16 protein-coding genes and 1 pseudogene are annotated in these 20,726 nt (G+C 68.5%); 13 read left to right on the top strand and 4 right to left on the bottom strand.

Annotation, left to right across the window (positions count from 1 at the left end):
* The first annotated feature begins 448 nt into the window (after positions 1–448).
* Both ABS73_RS13070 and ABS73_RS13065 read left to right on the top strand, forming a co-directional pair.
* The gene (locus tag ABS73_RS13070; protein ID WP_277023903.1) at positions 449–1,684 is read left to right on the top strand and encodes a metallophosphoesterase family protein; all 1,236 of its coding nucleotides are present in this window, start codon (positions 449–451) and stop codon (positions 1,682–1,684) included.
* On the top strand, positions 1,684–5,118 hold the full coding sequence (locus tag ABS73_RS13065) for a YhaN family protein (protein ID WP_277023904.1): 3,435 nt from the start codon (positions 1,684–1,686) through the stop codon (positions 5,116–5,118). The genes ABS73_RS13070 and ABS73_RS13065 overlap by 1 nt, the downstream gene beginning before the upstream one ends.
* A 50-nt stretch (positions 5,119–5,168) precedes the next feature.
* Here ABS73_RS13065 and ABS73_RS13060 read toward each other — a convergent pair whose 3' ends face one another.
* On the bottom strand, positions 5,169–6,182 hold the full coding sequence (locus ABS73_RS13060; RefSeq protein ID WP_277023906.1) for a LacI family DNA-binding transcriptional regulator: 1,014 nt from the start codon (positions 6,180–6,182) through the stop codon (positions 5,169–5,171).
* A gap of 172 nt (positions 6,183–6,354) precedes the next feature.
* Between ABS73_RS13060 and iolG the strand changes: the two genes are divergently transcribed.
* The 11 genes from iolG (at position 6,355) to ABS73_RS13010 (ending at position 17,775) form a co-directional block, all read left to right on the top strand.
* A complete protein-coding gene (iolG, locus tag ABS73_RS13055) occupies positions 6,355–7,347 on the top strand; it encodes an inositol 2-dehydrogenase (RefSeq protein ID WP_277023908.1) in 993 nt (330 codons plus the stop codon).
* Positions 7,348–7,475: 128 nt separating this feature from the next.
* Positions 7,476–8,399 (top strand): sugar ABC transporter substrate-binding protein, encoded by a 924-nt coding sequence (locus ABS73_RS13050; protein WP_136855952.1) that lies wholly within the window; start codon positions 7,476–7,478, stop codon positions 8,397–8,399.
* Between the two features lie 61 nt (positions 8,400–8,460).
* Positions 8,461–9,567 (top strand): ABC transporter permease, encoded by a 1,107-nt coding sequence (locus tag ABS73_RS13045; RefSeq protein WP_277023913.1) that lies wholly within the window; start codon positions 8,461–8,463, stop codon positions 9,565–9,567.
* 1 nt (position 9,568) lies between these two features.
* Positions 9,569–10,345 (top strand): ATP-binding cassette domain-containing protein, encoded by a 777-nt coding sequence (locus tag ABS73_RS13040; protein ID WP_277023915.1) that lies wholly within the window; start codon positions 9,569–9,571, stop codon positions 10,343–10,345.
* A complete protein-coding gene (locus ABS73_RS13035; protein WP_277023917.1) occupies positions 10,345–11,439 on the top strand; it encodes a Gfo/Idh/MocA family protein in 1,095 nt (364 codons plus the stop codon). Before ABS73_RS13040 ends, ABS73_RS13035 begins: the two co-directional genes overlap by 1 nt.
* Positions 11,436–13,352 carry a bifunctional 5-dehydro-2-deoxygluconokinase/5-dehydro-2-deoxyphosphogluconate aldolase gene (locus tag ABS73_RS13030; protein ID WP_277023920.1) on the top strand — a complete coding sequence of 639 codons (1,917 nt, stop codon included), beginning with the start codon at positions 11,436–11,438 and terminating at the stop codon, positions 13,350–13,352. The genes ABS73_RS13035 and ABS73_RS13030 overlap by 4 nt, the downstream gene beginning before the upstream one ends.
* A 101-nt stretch (positions 13,353–13,453) precedes the next feature.
* Positions 13,454–14,728 carry a thiamine pyrophosphate-binding protein gene (locus ABS73_RS13025; protein WP_502686057.1) on the top strand — a complete coding sequence of 425 codons (1,275 nt, stop codon included), beginning with the start codon at positions 13,454–13,456 and terminating at the stop codon, positions 14,726–14,728.
* Positions 14,628–15,248 carry a thiamine pyrophosphate-dependent enzyme gene (locus ABS73_RS16855; protein WP_502686058.1) on the top strand — a complete coding sequence of 207 codons (621 nt, stop codon included), beginning with the start codon at positions 14,628–14,630 and terminating at the stop codon, positions 15,246–15,248. The genes ABS73_RS13025 and ABS73_RS16855 overlap by 101 nt, the downstream gene beginning before the upstream one ends.
* Before the next feature lie 9 nt (positions 15,249–15,257).
* A complete protein-coding gene (gene iolE, locus ABS73_RS13020) occupies positions 15,258–16,166 on the top strand; it encodes a myo-inosose-2 dehydratase (RefSeq protein ID WP_277023925.1) in 909 nt (302 codons plus the stop codon).
* Between the two features lie 9 nt (positions 16,167–16,175).
* The gene (iolB, locus tag ABS73_RS13015; protein WP_277023927.1) at positions 16,176–16,970 is read left to right on the top strand and encodes a 5-deoxy-glucuronate isomerase; all 795 of its coding nucleotides are present in this window, start codon (positions 16,176–16,178) and stop codon (positions 16,968–16,970) included.
* A gap of 13 nt (positions 16,971–16,983) precedes the next feature.
* Positions 16,984–17,775, top strand: coding sequence for a TIM barrel protein (locus tag ABS73_RS13010; protein ID WP_277023929.1), 792 nt, complete (start codon positions 16,984–16,986; stop codon positions 17,773–17,775).
* A gap of 33 nt (positions 17,776–17,808) precedes the next feature.
* On the opposite strand, the gene ABS73_RS13005 is transcribed toward ABS73_RS13010, so the two are convergent.
* The 3 genes and pseudogenes from ABS73_RS13005 to ABS73_RS12995 form a co-directional block, all read right to left on the bottom strand.
* Positions 17,809–19,371, bottom strand: a complete 1,563-nt coding sequence (locus ABS73_RS13005; protein WP_277024015.1) for a CocE/NonD family hydrolase — start codon at positions 19,369–19,371, stop codon at positions 17,809–17,811.
* Between the two features lie 43 nt (positions 19,372–19,414).
* Positions 19,415–19,966, bottom strand: coding sequence for an ABC transporter substrate-binding protein (locus ABS73_RS16850; RefSeq protein ID WP_502686056.1), 552 nt, complete (start codon positions 19,964–19,966; stop codon positions 19,415–19,417).
* A 19-nt stretch (positions 19,967–19,985) separates the two neighbouring features.
* Positions 19,986–20,684: pseudogene (locus ABS73_RS12995) on the bottom strand (ABC transporter substrate-binding protein); the annotation flags it as partial.
* Positions 20,685–20,726: the final 42 nt, after the last annotated feature.

The following is a 20,726-nucleotide window of genomic DNA, read 5'->3' as shown; positions in this document are numbered from 1 at the left end:
GGTCTGCCCATATCATCCCTCCACCTGTCATGCAGGCAGGGAATCACAGATCAAGCCACAGGGGTATCCTGAATCTGGAAAGCCGCAAAACGCTCTAAAGTAAAGATCATCGATAATCAGAATTATGGAGCACAAGGTGAGCGGACTACTGTGTGCTTGTCCGCATCTCAGAAAGACGACGAACAGTTTCATGTTCAGCGGCGTGCTTCCGCAGTCGCTCGCCCACGATCCTGTCCGGATCGACCGGTTGCCCGGAGGGCGCGGCCTGCGACAGGGCCCGGACCTTTTCCACGCGGTCGATCCGACCCGGACGGTGAGGGCCACCATTGATCCGCAGAAGGCAGGCAGGGTGCAGCCGGATCCGCGCGCAGGGCGGTTGCCCGGGAATCGTGGGTTGCTTTGACGTGGAACCGCTGTTTCAGTCATATCCGGGGCAAAGGGGCCGAGAGTGACGAAAATACTGCATACTGCCGATATCCATCTGGACTCTCCTCTGCGGTCCCTTGCCCTGAGAAATGCCCCGCTGCGTGATGCCGTCGCCGCCGCCACGCGGGCGTCCTTCAGCCACCTGGTCGATCTGGCGATCGCCGAGGATGTCGCGGCCCTGCTGATCGCGGGGGACCTGTTCGACGGCCGCGAGCGGAGCGCGCGCACCGGAGCCTTTCTGATGGGAGAGCTGGATCGGCTTGGCGATGCGGGGATCAGGGTGTTCTATACCAAGGGCAACCACGACGCCGAAAACCCCATCACCGGCACGCTGGACCTGCCGTCCCATGTGCATGTCTTCGATGCCCGGGGCGGCCGCGAACAGCTGGCCGAGGATGTCTGGGTCCACGGTGTCAGCTTTGCGGACCGTCACGCCCCCGACAGCCTGCTGCCACGTTTCAAGGCGCCGGTTCCGGATGCGGTGAACATCGCCATGCTGCACAGCTCTCTGGCGGGGGCGGCGGGCCATGACGTCTATGCGCCCTGCAGCGTGGCGGATCTGGCAGGGATGGGGTTCGATTACTGGGCGCTTGGGCATGTCCACAAGCGTCAGATCCATTCCGAGTCGCCATGGGTTGTCATGCCCGGCATCCCCCAGGGCCGCGACATCGGAGAGGCCGGCCCGAAATCGGTGACTCTGCTGACCATCGTCCAGGGCCGGATCACGGTCAGCGAACGGCGGACCTCGATCGTCGAGTTCGTCCACAGCACGCTGGACGTCACCGATGCGGACAGCGACGACGCCCTGCGCGTGATGCTGCGCCGGCATATGTCCGCGCTGCGCCGCGAAACCTCCGCCGCGACCGGGGTGATCCGGCTGACCCTGACGGGCCGGACGCTGCGCCACTGGCAGATACTGAGGGATCACGATGTCTGGTCCGAACGGGTCGAAGACCTGGCCCGTGCAGAGGGCGATTTGTGGATCGACAAGCTGGTGCTTGATATCGCACTGCCCGATGCCGGCGACGGGGCCGCCGGTGCCGCCGACGAACTGGCGGCGATGATGGCGCAGATCCGCGCGGAGCCCGGTTTCGCGGCCATCGCCAGGGAGGAGGTCGATGCCGTGCTGCAGGACCTGCCGCCCGGCTTGCGTGACCGGCTGATGCCGGATGCCACCGCGCGGGACGACCTGACCGACCGGCTGGCGCAGGCGGGCGCGAACCGCGTTCTGGCGCGCATGAAGGGGGCGGTCGGCTGATGCGGATCCGGCGCCTGTCCCTGGAGCGTTTCGGCCATTTCACCGACCGCACATTCGATTTCGGACCCGCTGGCGATCGGCCTGATTTCCACATCATCTACGGGCCCAACGAGGCGGGCAAGACCACCACGATGGAGGCCGCGCTGCGGCTGTTCTACGGCTTTCCGCTGCGCGAGGATTATGCCTTCAAGCACGCCCGCAGCAATCTGCAGGTCTCGGCCACGCTGGAGATCGGCGGTGCGACGCGGCACCTCACCCGCCTGCCCAAGCGCAGCGGCTCTCTGGTCGATGAGACGGGCACGGCCCTGCCGGAAACCGCGCTGTCCGCGCATCTGGCCGGGCTGTCGCAGGACGACTATCGCAGGCTTCTGTGCCTGGATGACGACACGATCGTCAGCGGCGGAGAAGAGATCGCCAACGCTCAGGGCGATATCGGTCGACTGCTGTTCTCGGCCGCGGCGGGGGTCGCCGATCTCAGCGGCGTTCTGGACGGGGTCCGGGACCAGGCCGACGCGCTGTGGAAGCGGCGGGGCCGGACGACGCGGATGGCCGAACTGCGGCGCGATCTGGCCGACCTGGACGGGCAGATCAAGGAACGCGATGTCACGGCCAGCGCGTGGAAGGCCCTGAAGAAGGACCTGACCAGGGCGCAGGACACAGAAAAGGCCGCGCGCCATGCCCGGGACATGCTGAACGCCGGACGCGCGAAAATCGAGGGACAGAAACGCGCCCTTCCGTTGATGGCCGAGATCGCCGGTCTTGAGGCCGCCATCGCGCCCTGCGCCGACCTTCCCGCGCAGCTGGACTTTGACCCCGAGCGGCTGACCACGCTGAGCGTCGATCGGGGCGTGGCGCTGCACAATGTCGACCGCTTGACCAGGCACCTGACCGCATTGACGGAACGGCGGGGTGGCCTGGCCGTGGACCCGGCCCTGGACGCGCTTGCGACGGCGCTGGACGATCTGGAGGATCTGGCCGCACGGGATCGCGGGGCGCATCTGGACCTGGACCGACGCCTGGACGAGCGGCGCGCCGCCGAGGCGGGCATGACACGGGCCCTCCACGATCTTGGAGTCGCCTCATCCGGGGCCGACCCGCGGTCCCTTGTCCTGTCGGTAGGGGTCATCGCGACACTCGATCAGACCCGGGAGGCTCTGCGCGAGGCCATCGCCCACGCGGCGGCGGAAGCACGGGAGGCCGTCGCGCTGCAGCACAGGGTGGATGCGGCCCAAGCGGCGCTGGCCTCCCTGCCCCCGCAGGAGGACGCGCCCGGGATCGCCGATGTCCTGCTGCGGTTCCATGCGGACGACCTGGCCCCTGCACACGCCGCAGCGCTGCAGGCCACGGGTGCGGCACGCGCCAGGGCGGCCCGGGCGCTGGCGGAGCTGGCGCATGGCACCGTGGTCTTTGACCGCATCCCGGACTGTCCCACGTCCCGGATCGCGGCATCGGAATGGGTCGACCGTCACCGCGCGTTGCGCGCCGATCTGGGCGCGGCCACCGCCCGGCGCGACGACCATCTTGCGGATCGCGCGGCCAGCCATGCGCAGGCCGAGGCTCTGACCCGCAGCAGGACCATCGTGTCCGACAGCGATGCCAAGGCCCTGCGGGCCGCGCGCGACGAGCAATGGGCCAAGCATCTGGCGGCGTTGGACGGGCGGACGGCGGCTGCGTTCCAGGACGCCCTGCTGCGGCATGACGCGGCGACGGAAGCCCGGCTTGGGCAGGCCAGCGAGCTGGGTCAGCTGCGTCAGATCGAACAGGCGGCCGCGGAGGCCGAGGCCCGTGCCGCGCAGGGGAGCCAAAGGATCAACGCCCTGGAGGCTGCGATCACCCGGATCGAGGAGGCCGTCAAGGACGCGGCCAGGCAGATCGGCCTTGCGGATGACCTGTCGCCGCAGGAGTGGCTGGCATGGGTCGAACGGCACGAACAGGCTCGGGACGCCGCCCTCTCGCTGCGCGAGGCGGAGGATGCCAACCGTCCGGTGCTGGACCGCGGCGCGGCACTGCGGGCCGAGCTGGCGGCGCTTTTGCCCGTCGATCCGGTCGACCTTGGCAGCGCGCTGAATGCGGCGCGGTCCGTGGCGGACAGGGATCGCGCGCAGCGCGAGACGCGGGCCAAGGCCGAGGATACGCTGCGCCAGGCACAGCGTGATCTGGCCGGACGACAGGCGCGGCTGGCCACCGCCCAGGGCGCCGAACGTGCCGCCCGCGATGCATGGCAGCAGCTGGTCGCCGCGCATCTGGGCGCGCTGGTCTCGGCGGATTGCCTGATGACCACGCTGGACCCGCTGCGCGTCCTGCGCGAGCACGAGGTGGCCCGCGCTGCCGCCGAACAACGCATCAGCGCCATGCAGGCGGATCAGGCGCGGTTCGCCGCCGCGGTCGAGGCTCTGGCACGGACCCAAGGCATCACGCTTCGGCCGACGGCCGCGCAGACCTATGCCGCGTTGAAGACCCTGGCGGATCAGGCGCGGGTCACCCGCGACGCCGCCCAGGGTCTGGACCGGGATATCGACGCGGCCCGGGCTGAGAGGGCCCGCAACGAGGACAGGCTGCGCGGCATCGATCAGGAGGTCGCGGCGATCGCCGCGGTCTTCCCCGATCCCGCGACGCTGACCGATATCGACCTGCTGCGCCAGATCGCGGCCCGGACACAGCGGGCCATCGCCGACCGCTCTCTGCTGGTCAGCCGCCAGCGCAGCGTTCTGCTAGAGCTGGGGGCGACCGACATCGCCGCCGCCCGCGACCAGCTGGCGGGCCTGTCGATGGCGGATGTTGAGGCGGCGCTGCGCAGCAACGGGTCCGACCTTGAGCATGCCGAGACGACGCTGACGCAAGCGATCGAGGCCCGCACCACGGCAGAGCGTGCCCTGTCGCAGGTCAGAGGCGACGCCGAGATCGCCGCCCTGGTCGAGCGCAGGGCGACGCTGGAACTGCAGCTGGAGGAGGCCGCCCTTCAGCATCTGGAACTGTCACTGGGCCATCGTCTGGCCTCGGATGCGATCCGGCGCTATCGGGACACCCACCGCAGCGGCATGATGACCGCCACCGAGCAGTGCTTTGCCAGCCTGACGCAGGGCGCCTATCCGTCCCTGACCACGCAGATCGAGAAGGACAGCGAGATTCTGCTGGCGGTCGACCGGAACGGTGCCAGCAAGCGTGCCGCCGAAATGTCCAAGGGCACGCGCTTTCAGCTGTATCTGGCGCTGCGGGCGGCCGCGCACGAACAGCTGGTGTCCCAGGGCACAAGGCTGCCGTTCTTCTGCGACGACATCTTCGAGACCTTTGACGAGGACCGCACCAGTGCCGCCTGCCGCGTCATGGAGGCGATCGGTGGACGGGGGCAGGCAATCTATCTGACCCATCACCGCCATGTCGTGGACATCGCCATGTCGGTCTGCGACGTGCAACCGGTCCTCCACGAACTGTAGCACATCACGGCAGCAGTGCAGAGTGGGCGGGGACTGCGGTTCGGGTGGGCTCAGGCGCTTTCCCGGATGACCAGGCGGCCGATGAACTTGCGGTCCAGGTTCGTGGCGTCGGGGCCCTCCAGCACATCCACCAGGTAATTCGACATGTCGGTCAGCGGCTGGCGATAGGTGGTCAGTCTGTAATTGGGACTGGATGCGGCGGGCACATCGTCAAAGCCCACCACCGCGATATCGTCGGGGATGCGCAATTGCAGGCGATGCCGGATCGTGTCGATGACCCCAAGCGCCAGCGCGTCATTCTCGCAGACGATGACATCGGGCAAGGCGCTGACGGGGCGGTCGCGCAGGGTGTCATAGGCGACCTCGGCCGCCATGATCGAATCGTAGCGATCCACCGACACCGTCTCGGGCAGGACGCCGAACGTGCCGTGCCAGACCTCCTGAAAGGTCTCCTTTCTCAGCAGATGCGCCGAGACGGTCCGCGGGCCCGCGACATAGAGGGGGCGCTGATATCCCTTGCCCACCACGTATTGGGCGATCTCTCGGGTGGCGGCCTCATCGTCGACAGCGATCGAGATCGTGTCGGGGTTCGACGAGCTGCGCGCAAAGATGATCAGCTTTCGAAACCGCCGCGCACCCTGCGCCGCAGCCAGAACCTCGTCGTCGAACTGCACCCCGATCAGGATCGTCGCATCGACCCGCCGCTGGCTGGCGTTCAGCAAGGCGGGGGCCGTGTCCTCGCGGTCCAGCGTGTTGACCAGAAGCGTGTCCCACCCCCGACTGCGCAGCGCGCGGGTCAGGCGCTCCATCATGACCAGCTTGTGCGGGTTGGTGAAATCGTCGACCAGCAGCGCCACGAGGTTCGAACGCGTGGAGGCCAGCGCCGCCGCGCTGAGATCGGGGACATAGCCAAGCGTCTGCGCGGCCGACATGACCTTGGCCCGCGTCTTGGGCGAGATCGAGGCGTCCTTCTTGAAGGCCCTGTTGACCGTCCATCGCGACACGCCGGTCGCCGCGGCGACATCGTCGGCGGTCACATTCTCGAAGCCGTCGGATTTCGGCATGGGGCCCCTCCCTCGTCATGTCGGTCCGGTCTGATACCGCCAAGCATAGGTGTCAACCGGCCAGATCTCTCACAAAAAGCACGCGCGTGCAAAAATATCTTGCACACGCGTGCAAACGATGTATCTCTTTCATCAGGCGGACGGGTGAGGCGCCGCGGATCGGGGGGATTTGATGCTGAAAGTCGGTTTGCTGGGCGCGGGTAGGATAGGTCATGTCCACGCGGTCAACATCGCGGGCCACATGCGTTCGCAGCTGGTGGCGGTGTCCGATGTCCATCAGGAGGCCGCCCGGACGCTGGCCGACAGACATGGCGCCGAGGCGCGCGCATCCGATGCGATCCTGAACGATCCGGACATCGACGCGGTGCTGATCGCCACCTCGACCGACACGCATTCCGACCTGATCGAGGCCGCCGCCCGTGCGGGCAAGGCGGTCTTGTGCGAAAAGCCCGTCGATCTGTCGCTGGAGCGCGCTCAGGCCTGCCTGCGGTCCGTCCAGGATCTGGGCGTCCCGGTGATGATCGGGTTCAATCGCCGATTTGACGCGAATTTCGCCGGGCTCAAGACATCGCTGCGCGCAGGCGATATCGGGCGGCCCGAGCTGCTGTCCATCACCTCGTTCGACCCCGCGCCGCCGCCGGTCGATTACGTCAAGGTGTCGGGTGGGCTGTTCCGGGACATGATGATCCACGACTTCGACATGACGAACTTCATCATGGAGGACCGGCCTGTATCGGTCCACGCCGTGGGCAGCAGCATCGTCGACCCCGCGATCGGGGCGGCGGGCGATGTGGATACCGCCGTGGTCACCCTGACCTATGCCGATGGCCGCATCGCCGTGATCAAGAACAGCCGCCGCGCGGTCTATGGCTATGACCAGCGGGTCGAGCTATTGGGCTCGGACGGGCTGCTGCAGGCGGGCAACATGCTGGAGAACACGGTCGTCCGGTCCACCGCGACGGGCGTCGTGTCGGGCAAGCCCACCTATTTCTTCCTGGAACGCTACATGGCCGCCTATGCTGCGGAATGGGATGCGTTCCTGGCCGCTTGCCTGGACGGCGCGCCGGTTCCGGTCACGCTGGCCGACGGCATCGCGGCGCTGGCCATGGCCGAGGCCGCGACCGAATCCGCGCGCACCGGGCGGACGGTGCCGGTGCCCGGCTGACGGGAATACGGGCGGCGCCGCCGGAGGAGCGGCAGCGCAGCCCCACGACATCCGGCAGGGGAGCATGCCGGACCGACGGCGGGGCCATCGCGCCCCGTTGCGACAACAACCCACAGGGAGGGATGAACATGAACAGATATGCAGCTTCGGCCGCGGTCGCGGCGCTGATGGCGCTGGCGGCTCCGGCGATGGCACAGAACATCATCGTGGTGGCCCATGGTCAGGCGAACGACCCGTTCTGGTCGGTCGTCAAGAACGGTGCGGCCCTTGCGGGCGAGCATACCGGCGCTACCGTGGATTTCCGCGCCCCCGAGATCTTTGACATGGTCGCCATGAGCCAGCTGATCGACGCCGCCGTCAACCAGCAGCCCGACGGCCTGGTCGTGTCGATCCCCGACCCCGACGCGCTTGGGCCCTCGATCCGGCGCGCGGTCGAGGCGGGTATTCCCGTCATCTCGATGAATTCGGGCGCCGATGTCGCCGCCGATCTGGGCGCGCGGCTGCATGTGGGTCAGTCGGAATATGACGCGGGCGTCGCCGCGGGCGAACGTCTGGCCGAGCTGGGCGGCACCAAGGGCATCTGCGTCAACCAGGAGGTCGGCAACGTCAGCCTGGATCAGCGCTGCGCGGGCTTTGCCGAGGGCTTCGGCAACCCGGTCAACGTGATCCCGACCCAGAACGACCCGACCGAGGTGCAGGCCCGTGTCCGCGCCGCCCTGGAATCCGACCCCGAGGTGGACACCGTCCTGGGCCTGGGCGCAAGCCTGGTCGGAGAGCCGACCGTGGCTGCCGTCCAGGCGCTTGGCCGCGATGACGTGCTGATCGCCAGCTTCGATCTGTCGGCGGGCTTTCTGGAGGCCGTGTCCGAAGGCCGCGCCGCATTCGCCATCGACCAGCAGCAGTATCTGCAGGGCTATCTGCCGGTCACCTTTCTGGCGCTGCATGCACAATACGGTCTGATGCCGGGCGGCGACGTGCCCTCGGGCCCGAACCTGGTGATGCAGGAGGCCGCGGGCCAGGTGATCGAGCTGTCCGCCCAGGGCATCCGCTGATCCGCTGCGGGCGGGCGTCCGCGCCCGCCCCATCCGACCGACAGCAGAGGGGAACCGACCCATGGCCACGCAAGCCGCCGCATCCGCGGACGAACGGATCAAGACCGAATCCATCACCACGCGCCTGATGAAGCGGCCCGAACTGGGGGCCATCGGCGGGGTGATCCTAGTCACCATCTTCTTTCTGTTCACCGCCAGCCCATCGATGTTCACACTGGCGGGCATCATGAATTTCCTGACCCCCGCCGCCCAGCTGGGCATCCTGGCGATCGCCGCCGCCATGCTGATGATCGGCGGAGAGTTCGACCTGTCCATCGGCTCGATGGTGGCCTTTGCGGGCATGATCTTTGGCGTGCTGGTTGCGAACATGGGCCTGCCGCTGATCCTGGCCATTCCGCTGACCATGGGCTTCGCCGCACTCGTGGGGGCGGCCAACGGCGCCATCGTGCTGCGCACCGGGCTGCCCAGCTTCATCGTGACGCTGGCCTTCCTGTTCATCCTGCGCGGCGCCTCTCTGGTCGGGCTGAAGGTCTTTACCGGCGGCGCGACCCAGCTGCGCGGCGTGCGTGACGCGGTGGCGGCCGACTGGCTGACGCCGCTCTTTTCGGGCCATGCCTTCGGCGGTCTGTTCCGCTGGATGGCCGATCAGGGCTGGACGGCCAAGCTGGCATCGGGGACGCCCGCCGTCCCGGGGATTCCGGTGTCGATCCTGTGGTTCGTGGCGGTCACGCTGATCGCGACCTTCGTGCTGCTGCGCACGCCCGCGGGCAACTGGATCTTTGCCACCGGCGGCGACAAGAACGCCGCCAGCAATTCCGGCGTGCCGGTGCGGCGGGTCAAGATCTCGCTGTTCATGCTGACCGCCTGCGCGGCGGCGCTGGTCGCCATCATCACCGTGATCGACACCGGTTCGACCGATGCGCGGCGCGGCTTCATGAAGGAATTCGAGGCGATCATCGCCGCCGTCATCGGGGGCTGCCTGCTGACCGGGGGCTACGGCTCGGCTATCGGGGCCTTCTTCGGGGCGATCATCTTCGGCATGGTCACCATTGGACTGACCTATACCGGCTTCGACCAGGACTGGTTTCAGGTCTTTCTGGGCGGCATGCTGCTGCTGGCGGTGGTCTTCAACAACGTCATTCGCAAACGCGTGACCGGGGAGCGCTGAGATGTCTGATCCAATCATCCAGATGCAGGGCATCAAGAAACATTTCGGCAATGTGATCGCCCTGAACGGCGTCACCTTCGACGTGCGCCCCGGCGAATGCCACTGCCTGCTGGGCGACAATGGCGCGGGGAAATCGACCTTCATCAAGACCATGTCGGGCGTCCACAAACCGACCGAGGGGACGATCACCTTCGAGGGCCGCCCGATGGAGTTCTCCAGCCCCCGCGACGCGATGGAGGCAGGCATCGCCACGGTCTTTCAGGACCTGGCCATGATCCCGCTGATGAGCGTCACGCGCAACTTCTTCATGGGGCGCGAACCGACCGTGGGCCGTTTCATCAAGCGGTTCGACATCGAGACCGCGAACCGCATCACGATGGAGAAGATGCGCCAGATGGGCATCAACCTGCGCGCCCCCGATCAGGCCGTGGGCACGCTGTCGGGCGGCGAACGCCAGACCGTGGCCATCGCGCGGGCCGTCCATTTCGGCGCCAAGGTGCTGATCCTGGACGAGCCGACCAGCGCGCTTGGCGTGCGCCAGACCTCGAACGTGCTGGCCACAATCGCGCGGGTCCGGTCGCAGGGCGTGGGCGTGGTCTTCATCAGCCACAACGTCCGCCACGCGCTGGCGGTGGGCGACCGCTTTACCGTGCTGAACCGTGGCCAGACCCTGGGCACCGCCAATCGCGGTGAGATCGACGCCGCCGAATTGCAGGACCTGATGGCCGGCGGGCAGGAGCTGGCGACCCTGGAAGGCAGCCTGGGGGGGACGATCTGATGGCGCTTGGCGTCGCGCTGATCGGCACCGGCTTCATGGGCAAGTGTCACGCCATGGCCTGGCGCAACGTGGCGACCGCCTTTGGCGGCACGCCGCCGCGGCTGGAGGTTCTGGCCGATGCCGCGGCGCCGGGCGATTTGGCCCGTGCCTGGGGCTTTGCCCGCGCGACGGCTGACTGGCAGGCAGCGGTCGCCGACCCGGGCGTCGATGTGGTCAGCATCACCACCCCCAACGGGTTGCACCGCCCCATGGCCGAGGCGGCCCTGCGCGCGGGCAAGCATGTCTGGCTGGAAAAGCCCATGGCGCTGACCCTGGACGACGCGCAGGCGATGGCCGATCTGGCCGCCGCGCATCCCGGTCAGGTGACGCTGTTGGGCTATAACTATCTGCGCAGTCCGGCCTTTCAGGCGGCGCGCGCGATGGTGGCGGATGGGGTGATCGGCACGCCCCTGGCGTTCCGCGGTGTCTATGACGAGGATTATTCGGCCGACCCGTCCCTGCCCTGGTCCTGGCGGATGACGCATCAGGGCGGCGGTCTGGGCGCGCTTGGCGATCTGGGCTGCCACCTGGCCAGCGTCATGGTCGCGCTGATGGGCCCCGTGGCCGAGCTGACCGCCATGACCCAGATCGCCGTTCCCACGCGCCCCTCGCCCGAGGGCCCCCGCGCGGTCGAGAACGAGGACAGCGCCCTGGCCCTGATCCGCTTCGCGAGCGGCGCGCAGGGGTCGTTTGCCACCTCGCGCGTGGCGCGGGGCCGCAAATGCCGCCTGCAATGGGAGATCCACGGCAGCGACGGCACCCTGATCTTCGACCAGGAGCACATGAACGAATTGTGGGTCCACCGGGCGGGCGAGGCGGGCTTCACCCGCCACCTGACCGGGCCGGACCAGCCGGATTTCGCCGCCTTCTGCCCCGCACCGGGGCATGGGTTCGGCTTCAACGAACAGAAGGTCGTGGAATGCCGCGACCTGATCCGCGCCACCCAAGGCGGCACCCCCTGCGGGCCCGATTTCGCCGCCGGCCTGCAGATCGAACGGATCATCCACGCCATGGCGGCCAGCGCCGGTCGCCCCGTTTCCCTGGAGGGCGCATGAAGACGCTTGACGTGATCACCATCGGACGCAGCAGCGTTGACCTGTACGGCCAGCAGGTCGGCGGGCGGCTGGAGGATATGGGCTCGTTTGCCAAATATATCGGCGGCAGCCCGACGAACATCGCCTGCGGGACGGCACGCTTGGGGCTGCGCTCTGCCGTGATCACGCGGGTGGGCGACGAGCATATGGGGCGCTTCATCCGCGAACAGCTGATCCGCGAGGGCGTCGATGTGCGCGGCGTGGCCACCGACCCCGAGCGGCTGACCGCGCTGGTCATCCTGGGCATCCGCGACGAGGACAGCTTTCCGCTGATCTTCTATCGTGAGAACTGCGCCGACATGGCCTTGTCCGAGGGCGACATCGACGAGGCGCTGATCGCGGACGCGCGCTGCGTGCTGGCGACCGGCACGCATCTGTCGAACCCCCGAACCGAGGCCGCGGTGATGCGCGCCCTGACACTGGCGCGGGCGCATGGCGCGCGGACGGCGCTGGACATCGACTATCGCCCCAATCTGTGGGGCGTGGCGGGCCATGGCGCGGGCGAGAGCCGCTTTGTCGAAAGCGCCGCCGTGACGGCGCGGCTGCAGGCGACGCTGCCCCTGTTCGATCTGATCGTCGGCACCGAGGAAGAGTTCCACATCGCAGGCGGCACCACCGACACGCTGGACGCCCTGCGCGCCGTCCGCGCGCTGAGCGATGCGGTGCTGGTCTGCAAGCGGGGTGCGGCGGGTGCCGTGGCCTTTGCGGGTGCCATCGACGGTTGGGACAGCGGCCAGCAGGGGCCGGGTTTCCCCATCGAGGTCTTCAACGTGCTGGGCGCGGGCGACGGGTTCTTTTCCGGCCTGCTGAAGGGCTGGCTGGACGACGAGCCCTGGCCGCGCGCGCTGGAATACGCCAATGCCTGCGGGGCCTTTGCGGTCAGCCGCCACGGCTGCACCCCCGCCTATCCCAGCCTTGAGGAGCTGCGTTTTTTCCTGGATCGCGGCGTGGTGCAGCCCGACCTGAGGAACGACGCGGCGCTGGAGCAGGTGCATTGGGCCACCAACCGCCAGGGCCGCATGGGCGGCGACTGGTCCACGATGCGGGTGTTCGCCTTTGACCACCGGATGCAGTTGGAGGCCCTGGAGGGGTACACGCCCGCCAAGGGCGCGGCCTTCAAGCGGCTGTGCCTGGACGCGGCATTGCGGGTGCAGGACGGGCAGCCAGGGCATGGGATCCTGTGCGACAACCGCATCGGCCGCGCGGCGCTGCATGCGGCCAGCGGCACCGGCCTGTGGATCGGGCGGCCCGCCGAATGGCCCGGATCGCGGCCCCTGACGCTGGAGCCGGAGCTGGGCGCCGATTGCGGTGGCCTGTCCGAATGGCCACGCGAGACGGTCGTGAAGGTCCTGTGCTTCTGCCACCCCGACGACGATGCCGCCCTGCGGGCCGAGCAGGAGGCGACCGTGGGGCGCCTGTTCACCGCCGCACGCCGGAACGGGCTGGATTTTCTGCTGGAGATCATTCCCTCCAAGGTCGGGCCGGTGGATGAGGACACCACCGCGGTGCTGATCCGGCAGTTCTATGCGGCGGGCATCTTTCCCGACTGGTGGAAGCTGGAGCCGCTGACCAGCGCCGCCGCCTGGTCCAAGGCCATCGCCGCCATCGAGGAGCATGACCGCCACACCCGCGGCATCGTCGTCCTGGGCCTGGACGCGCCCGAGGCGGAGCTGGAGGCGAGTTTCGGCGTCGCGGCGGGCTTTCCGCTGGTGCGCGGTTTTGCGGTCGGGCGGACGATCTTTGGCGCGGTGGCGCGGGACTGGTTCGCCGGGCGCACGGGCGACGAGGATGCGGTTTGCGCGATGGCAGACCGCTATGCCCGGCTGTGCGGGATCTGGGACCGTGCGCGGGTTGCGGCGCAGGGTGGCGCATGAGCGGGCGGGACTTGCCGGGGGCGGTGGCGGGGGCTTCGCGCCCCCCAATCCCTTCGGGATTTCCCCCGCGGGATATTTTTATGAAGAAGAAGGGGCGGGCGATGGGTGACAGGGTGCGGTTGACCGCGGCGCAGGCGATTGTGCGATGGCTGTCGGTGCAGATGACCGAGGATGGCGAGCGGTTCATCGACGGAGTCTGGGCGATCTTTGGTCATGGCAACGTGGCGGGCCTGGGCCAGGCGCTGCACGGGATAGGCGACGCCCTGCCCACCTGGCGGGGGCAGAACGAGCAGACCATGGCGCATGCCGCCATCGCGTTCGCCAAGGGGCACGGGCGCAGGCGGGCGCAGGCGGTCACGGCCAGCATCGGTCCGGGGGCCACGAACATGGTCACGGCGGCCGCGCTGGCGCATGTGAACCGGCTGCCGCTGCTGCTGATCCCCGGGGATGTCTATGCCAGCCGCAGGCCGGACCCGGTGCTGCAGCAGGTCGAGGATTTCGGCGACGGCACGGTCAGCGCGAATGACTGCTTTCGCCCCGTGGTCCGGTATTTTGACCGCATCACGCGGCCAGAGCATCTGCTGACCGCGCTGCCGCGGGCGATGCGGGTGATGACCGATCCCGCCGAATGCGGGCCGGTCTGCCTGGCCTTTTGCCAGGACGTGCAGGCCGAGGCCTATGATTGGCCCGAGGCGTTCTTTGCGCCGCGCGTCTGGCGCATCCGCCGCCCTGCCCCCGATGCGGCCGAGCTGGAGGGCGCGGCGGCGATGATCCGCGCGGCCAAGGCGCCGGTGATCGTCTGCGGCGGTGGGGTGGTCCATTCCGGGGCTGAGCAGGCGCTGGCCGATTTCGCAGCGCGCCACCGCATTCCGGTGGTCGAGACGCAGGCGGGCAAGTCCGCCCTGGCGCAGGCGCATCCGATGAATATGGGCGCAGCGGGGGTGGACGGGTCGGCTGCGGCCAACCGAGCGGCGCAGGCGGCGGATCTAGTGATCGCGGTGGGCACGCGGCTGCAGGATTTTACCACCGGGTCGCGGACGCTGTTCGACGCGCCGATCCTGGCGGTCAATGTCCAGCCCTATGACGCGGCCAAGCATGGCGCGGTGTCGCTGGTCGCCGATGCGCGCGTGGCGCTGGAGGCGCTGAGCAGGGCCTTGGGCGATCTGCGCTTTAGCCCGGACATGCAGGCCGCATTGCGCGACACCGCCGGAGGGCCTGCCGACCGATGCGCAGGTGATCGGCGCGGTCCAGCGCGCCGCGCCCGACGGCATCGCGATGTGCGCGGCGGGCACCATGCCCGGGGCGCTGAAGCTGCTGTGGCGGGCGTCGCAGGGGGGCTATCATTTGGAATACGGCTTCTCCTGCATGGGATATGAAATCGCGGGCGCGATGGGGCTGGCCCTGGCGCGGCCCGACCGGCAGGTGCTGTGTTTCGTGGGCGATGGCAGCTATATGATGGCCAACAGCGAATTGGCCACCGCAGTGATGCGGCGCGTGCCCTTCACGGTGATCCTGACCGACAATCGCGGCTATGGCTGCATCAACCGGCTGCAGGCGCATACCGGTGGCGCGCCCTTCAACAACATGTATGTGGACAGCCGGGTCGAGGCGCAGCCCCAGATCGATTTCGTGGCCCATGCGGCCAGCATGGGCGCGCATGCCGTCCGCGCCGACGACCTGCCCGCGCTGGAGGCGGAGATCGCCGCCGCGCGGGGGCGCGACATTCCCACCGTCATCGTGATCGAGACCACCGCCCGCCCCGGTCCCGGCGACGGGCTGGAGGGAGCGGGTCACTGGTGGGACGTGGCCGTTCCCGCGACCGGCGGCACTGACAGGCTGAAACAGGCCTATGCCCGCTATCTTGACCACGCCGCCCGGCAATCCCTGATCAACTGAGGCACGACCATGATCCTTTACGGCACCAACCCGATTGCCTGGGCCAATGACGACGACCAGTCCATCGGCGCCCATATCCCGACCGAACAGATCCTGCGCGAGGCGGGCCGAGAGATCGGGTTTGACGGCATCGAGAACGGCCATCGTTGGCCCGAGGACCCGCAGGAACTGAAAACCCTGCTGGAGGAATACGGGCTGCGCTTCATCTCGGGGTGGTATTCGACGCATCTGCTGACGCGGTCCGTCGCCGAGGAGATCGAAGCAGTCGGGCCCCATCTGGCGCGGCTGAAGGCAAACGGGTGCAAGGTTTGCATCGTCTGCGAATGTTCGAACACCGTGCATGGCAGCCCCGATGTCGCCGTCAATGACCGGCCCCGCCTGACCGGCGATCAGATGGCGGCGTTCGGTGCCCGGATTGAGGAATTCGCGGCCTGGATGGCGGCGGAGGGCGTCACGCTGGTCTATCACCACCACATGGGCACCGTGGTCGAAAGCCCCGAGGAGATCGACGCCTTCATGGCCGCGACAGGCCCTGCCACGCATCTGCTGTTCGATGCGGGGCACTGCACCTTTGGCGGGGGCGACCCCGAGGCCGTGCTGCGCCGCCACGCGGCCCGCGTCGCGCATTTCCACGCCAAGAACATCCGCCGCCCCGTGACCGAGCGGGTGCGGGCCGAGGGGTTGTCCTTCCTGCAGGGCGTCATGGCCGGGGCCTTTACCGTGCCGGGCGATCCGGAGGGGGCCATCGATTTCGTGCCGCTGCTGCGCATCCTGGCCGATGTCGGCTATGAGGGCTGGCTGGTGATCGAGGCGGAACAGGACCCGGTGGTCCGCAACCCGTTGACCTATCAGGCGATGGGGCTGAAGGCGCTGAAGGCCGCCGCCCGCGAGGCCGGGCTGGACCGTGACACGGAATAGGAGCAGGCCATGGCCGATTTGCTGAGACGACCCTTTGGCACCCATGGCGCGGTGCATCGGATCACCCCCGCCGATGCGGGCTGGCGCTACGTGGGCTTTGCGCTGCACCGCCTGCGCCCGGGCGAACGCATCGCCGAGGCCACAGGCGGGCGCGAGGTGATGCTGGTCATGGTCGAGGGCAAGGCCGCCTTCCGCGCCGCGGGCCAGGACTGGGGCGTGCTGGGAGAGCGGATGGACGTGTTCGAACGGACCCCGCCGCATTGCCTCTATGTGCCCAACGACCAGGACTGGGCGGCCGAGGCCGTCACCGATTGCACCATCGCGGTCTGTTCCGCGCCCGGCCATGGCGGGCACGCCGCGCGCCGCATTGGTCCGGACGGCATCACCCTGACGCAGCGCGGCGAGGGCACCAACACGCGCTGGATCAACAACATCGCCATGGAGGCCGAGGATGTCTGCGACAGCCTGCTGGTGACCGAGGTCTTTACCCCCGCGGGCCACTGGTCCTCCTATCCCAGCCACCGCCATGACGAGGATGATTTCCCCCGCATCACCTATCTGGAGGAGACCTATTACCACCGCCTGAACCCGGCCGATGGCTGGGCGGTCCAGCGCGTCTATACCGATGACGGCAGCCTGGACGAGGTGATGGCCGTACGCGATCACGACGTGGTGCTGGTCCCGCGCGGGCACCACCCCTGCGGCGCCCCCCACGGGTTCGGGCTGTATTACCTCAACGTCATGGCCGGACCCCGCCGCAACTGGCGGTTCGTCGCCGCGCCCGAGATGGCGCATCTGGCCTGAGGAGGGCCCATCCATGTCGCGACCCTTTGAACTGGCCGCCTGTGCGGAGATGCTGTGGCTGGACCGCCCCATCGACTGGCGCGCGGCGCGCCTGACCGAGATGGGGCTGGGCGTCGGCCTGTGGAACTGGGACCGGCATGATCTGGACCGGCTGGCCGCGGTCGGGGCGCGCTATACGATCATGAACGGCTATCTGCAGGGTCGGCTTGCGGATGAGGACGGGGCCGCGATGCTGCTGGCCTCTGCGCGCGAGGCGATCCAGGTCGGCAAGCGGCTTGGCGTGGCGCGGCTGAACCTGCACGGCACCGGCTTGGGCGATCACGGCATTCCCATCGTGCAGCATGATGTCGTCACCGGCCCGATGTGGCTCAGGGCGCGCGATACGCTGAACCGGATCTGCGATCTGGCCGAGCGTGAGGGCGTGGTCTTCACGCTGGAGAACCTGAACCCGCGCGACCATCCCGGCTGTCCCTTCGCATCGACGGGCGATGTGCTGGCGCTGGTGTCGTCTATTGACCGGCCCCAGCTGCGCATGAACCTGGACCTGTATCACACCCAGATCGGAGAGGGCGACCTGATCCGCTGGTGCGAACGGTGCCAGCCCTGGATCGGAGAGATCCAGGTTGCCGACAACCCCGGCCGCTGCGAGCCCGGCACCGGCGAGATCAACTATCCCACCATCGCCGCAGCGCTGGTGCGGATGGGGTATCGCGGTCCGATCGGGATGGAGGCCTTCGCCGAGGGTGACAGCGACGCCGCTGTGGCGGCCTTTGTCGCGGCGTTCACGCCCGGGTCCGGCCCCTGACCGCGCCGCCTTTCGCAGGGGCCTGCGGCGGGATCACCCCCGGCGCGGGTTCAGGCAAAGCGTGGCGTTCCGGACCCGCACATCCCCCGCCTGCCCCATCGCGCAATCGAACCGGGGAAAGCTGGATGCGGCCAGGATCAGCCCCAACCGATTTCCCCGCCGCGCCCGGTAAAAGGTCGGCGCCAAGTCCACGGTCACCGCCCCCGGCCCGGACACGCGCGCGATGCCGTCGGTGATGTTGACGACCGCACCGCAGGGCAGAGCCTCGACGATGACCGCGTGCAGATCAAAGCGGCCGGGTGCATCGCAGATGGCCGTGACCGCCCCATCCGACAACGACAGATCAGCTGCCAGCGGCTCGGCGAAGACGGTCGCGGAGCCCGGATGGTTCAATGTGCCCAATCCGCGCTGATCGAACATGCCCCCGGCCATGATGGCGCCTCCGGACGTGACCGCCCCGCCCGGGGTCGGGTGGGGCTGCGCGGGATCAAAGCGCAGCGTGACATCGTCGACGCCCAGGGCGCAATCCGCGTCCGGCCCGTCACGCCGCGTGGACCATTGCCCCTCCATGGCCGGCCATCGGCCCGCCGACATCTGCCAGAACAGGTTGTGATCCAGGGGCATCCCGGCCCGCCCCATCGCATGATCGAACCAGTCCAGTCTCAGCGTGACCCAATCGCGGCCCGTGGCCGTGTCGATGGTCGCGCCGTCGCCGAAATCCGCCTGGCCCACCAGACCGGTGCTGCGGCGGCCATGCAGCCAGGGCCCGAAGATCTGGCGCAGGGGGGCGGTGTTGCGCGCCCCGATGGCTTGGGCCAGATCCAGCATGTTGCGGGCATAGGGATCGTTCCAACTGCCCAAAAGCAGGACCGGCACGTCGGGAAAGCGGTCGAAATACGCGGCGGCCTTGGTTGCGGGCAGGTTCAGGGCGGGGTCGTCCGGCCCCATCGCCCACAGCCGCAGCAGCATCGCCTCGTAATCCGGGGCCAGGGCCAGGGGGGAGTGGCCGGGGCGCCAATCCCCCTGCAGCAGGGCGGCACGGATGTCGATGGCCTCGACCGTCGCGGCATCCGCCGTGCGCCCCCGCTCCCGCAGAGCCTTGGCCGCGTGGCGAAAGGCCCATGTGACCTGCTTCTGCTCGAAGGCGCCGCCATAGCGGACCGAATGGCGCCAGGCATCCATCAGCCCGCCCGTGTCGATGGCCATGGCCGCGATGCCCGGCGCCCCCGCGACCGCCGAGGCCAGCTGCGTATGCGCCCCATAGGACAGGCCCATCGTGCAGATGCGCCCGTCGCACCAGGGCTGTTCCAGCAGCCAGTGGTGGGTGTCGACGCCGTCCTCGGCCTCGTTGACGTATTTCTGGAACACGCCTTCGGAGCCATAGCGGCCGCGCACGTCCTGCATCACCACCGCATAGCCGCGCCGCGCCATGATGCGCCCCAGCTCGGCGCGGGTCAGCGGGTCGGGGCGGTCCAGCGCCACCTCTGATCCAGACACCCCCTGCCGGTCATAGGGCGTGCGTTCCAGGATCACAGGCCAAGGCCCGGGTCCGTCAGGCATGTGGATATCCGTTGCGAGACGGACCCCGTCCCGCATCACCACCATCTGCGTCTGCATGATCTGCGTCCTTTGTCGCGCCTTAATCGGCGGGGCGGATGTCCTGGGCCAGCGTCCGCTCGATCGGGCGGGCGTCATAGGTCAGCCCCTCGCGCAGCGCCCAGATCTGCTGTTCGAAATGCAGCGGGATGATCGCCTGTTGATCGGTGAAGGCGCGCACCGTGGCCTGCGCCAGCAGCGCGTCGCGCTCGGCCTCGTCAAAGGCCTGCGCGACCAGCGCGTCGAATTCCGGATCGGAAAAGCGGGTGCGGTTAAAGCCGCCGGTGCCCGCATCCGCGTCATTCGTGGCGATCACCTGCTGCAATCCGCGGATCGCGCTGCCCGTGGTCGTCCCGAACCCGCCAAGAAAGGCCGAGAATTCCTGCTGGCTGGCGCGGTCGAAGAAGATGTTGGACGGCATCGCCTCGACGGTCGAGGTCAGTCCCGCGCGCGCGAACAGCTGGCTGACCGCCTGCAGGATCTGCGCGTCGTTCTGATAGCGGTTGTTGGGGCCGTGCAGGGTGATGCTGAAGCCGTCGGGATAGCCCGCCTCGGCCAGCAGGGCGCGGGCGGCATCGGCGTCGGCCTGCGGCACGGGAACCTGATCGGTCCAGCATCAGCGACAGGGCCTGACGCACGCGCACGTCCTGCAGCGGGTTGCCGCCCTGGGGGGCGCTGACAAAGGGGCTGTCCTCGCGTTCGCTGTCCAACGCCAGATAGATCAGGCGGCCGGTCGTCTCGGCTACCATCTGCGCGCCGCTGCGCCCTTCGATGGCGGGGACGTCACCGGCGGGCACCGCGTCGATCACGTCCACATCGCCCGCGATCAGCGCCGCGACCCGGCCCGCATCGTTGGGGATGAACCGGATCAGCACATCCGAAAAGGCGGGCGCGTCGCCCCAGTAATCGTCGAAGGCGGTCAGGGTCAGGCGTTCGTTCGGGGTCCAGCCACCATAGCGCCAGGGCCCGGTGCCGATCGCCGCCGTGCCTGCGTCGAAATCGCGGCTGGAGATTTCGGTGCCCAGCTCGGACGGCAGGATATAGACCGATCCGATTTGCTCGATCAGGTCCGGCGTGGGTTCATGCGTGGTGATCAGCAGGCTCAGGTCATCCTCGGCCTTGATGGTGGCGATGGCCGCGACATTGCTTTCAAACGAGGCGGGCGAATTGGCCACGTTCGGGATGCGCTCGAATGTCGTGATCACGTCCTGCGCGTCCAGCGTGCTGCCATCGTGGAACGTCACGCCGTCGCGCAGGCGGATGCGCCATGTGGTCGGGTCGATGTTCTCCCAAGCTTCCGCCAGCAGGGGCACGGGCTGCAGCGTCTCGTCGATGCCCGCCAACCCCTCGAAGAT

Origin of the sequence: Paracoccus sp. SCN 68-21 (assembly GCF_001724535.1) — a bacterium.
Taxonomy (GTDB): domain Bacteria; phylum Pseudomonadota; class Alphaproteobacteria; order Rhodobacterales; family Rhodobacteraceae; genus Paracoccus; species Paracoccus hibiscisoli.
Note: the sequence above shows the minus strand (reverse complement) of the source record. Positions and strands in the feature narration are given on the sequence as shown.

Bases quoted from the DNA above. Each gene is read 5' to 3' on its own strand.
- ABS73_RS13065 (WP_277023904.1), top strand. From the start codon at position 1,684: ATGCGGATCCGGCGCCTGTCCCTGGAGCGTTTCGGCCATTTCACCGAC.
- ABS73_RS13060 (WP_277023906.1), bottom strand. From the start codon at position 6,182: ATGCCGAAATCCGACGGCTTCGAGAATGTGACCGCCGACGATGTCGCC.
- iolG (WP_277023908.1), top strand. From the start codon at position 6,355: ATGCTGAAAGTCGGTTTGCTGGGCGCGGGTAGGATAGGTCATGTCCAC.
- ABS73_RS13050 (WP_136855952.1), top strand. From the start codon at position 7,476: ATGAACAGATATGCAGCTTCGGCCGCGGTCGCGGCGCTGATGGCGCTG.
- ABS73_RS13045 (WP_277023913.1), top strand. From the start codon at position 8,461: ATGGCCACGCAAGCCGCCGCATCCGCGGACGAACGGATCAAGACCGAA.
- ABS73_RS13040 (WP_277023915.1), top strand. From the start codon at position 9,569: ATGTCTGATCCAATCATCCAGATGCAGGGCATCAAGAAACATTTCGGC.
- ABS73_RS13035 (WP_277023917.1), top strand. From the start codon at position 10,345: ATGGCGCTTGGCGTCGCGCTGATCGGCACCGGCTTCATGGGCAAGTGT.
- ABS73_RS13030 (WP_277023920.1), top strand. From the start codon at position 11,436: ATGAAGACGCTTGACGTGATCACCATCGGACGCAGCAGCGTTGACCTG.
- ABS73_RS13025 (WP_502686057.1), top strand. From the start codon at position 13,454: ATGGGTGACAGGGTGCGGTTGACCGCGGCGCAGGCGATTGTGCGATGG.
- ABS73_RS16855 (WP_502686058.1), top strand. From the start codon at position 14,628: ATGTGCGCGGCGGGCACCATGCCCGGGGCGCTGAAGCTGCTGTGGCGG.
- iolE (WP_277023925.1), top strand. From the start codon at position 15,258: ATGATCCTTTACGGCACCAACCCGATTGCCTGGGCCAATGACGACGAC.
- iolB (WP_277023927.1), top strand. From the start codon at position 16,176: ATGGCCGATTTGCTGAGACGACCCTTTGGCACCCATGGCGCGGTGCAT.
- ABS73_RS13010 (WP_277023929.1), top strand. From the start codon at position 16,984: ATGTCGCGACCCTTTGAACTGGCCGCCTGTGCGGAGATGCTGTGGCTG.
- ABS73_RS13005 (WP_277024015.1), bottom strand. From the start codon at position 19,371: ATGCGGGACGGGGTCCGTCTCGCAACGGATATCCACATGCCTGACGGA.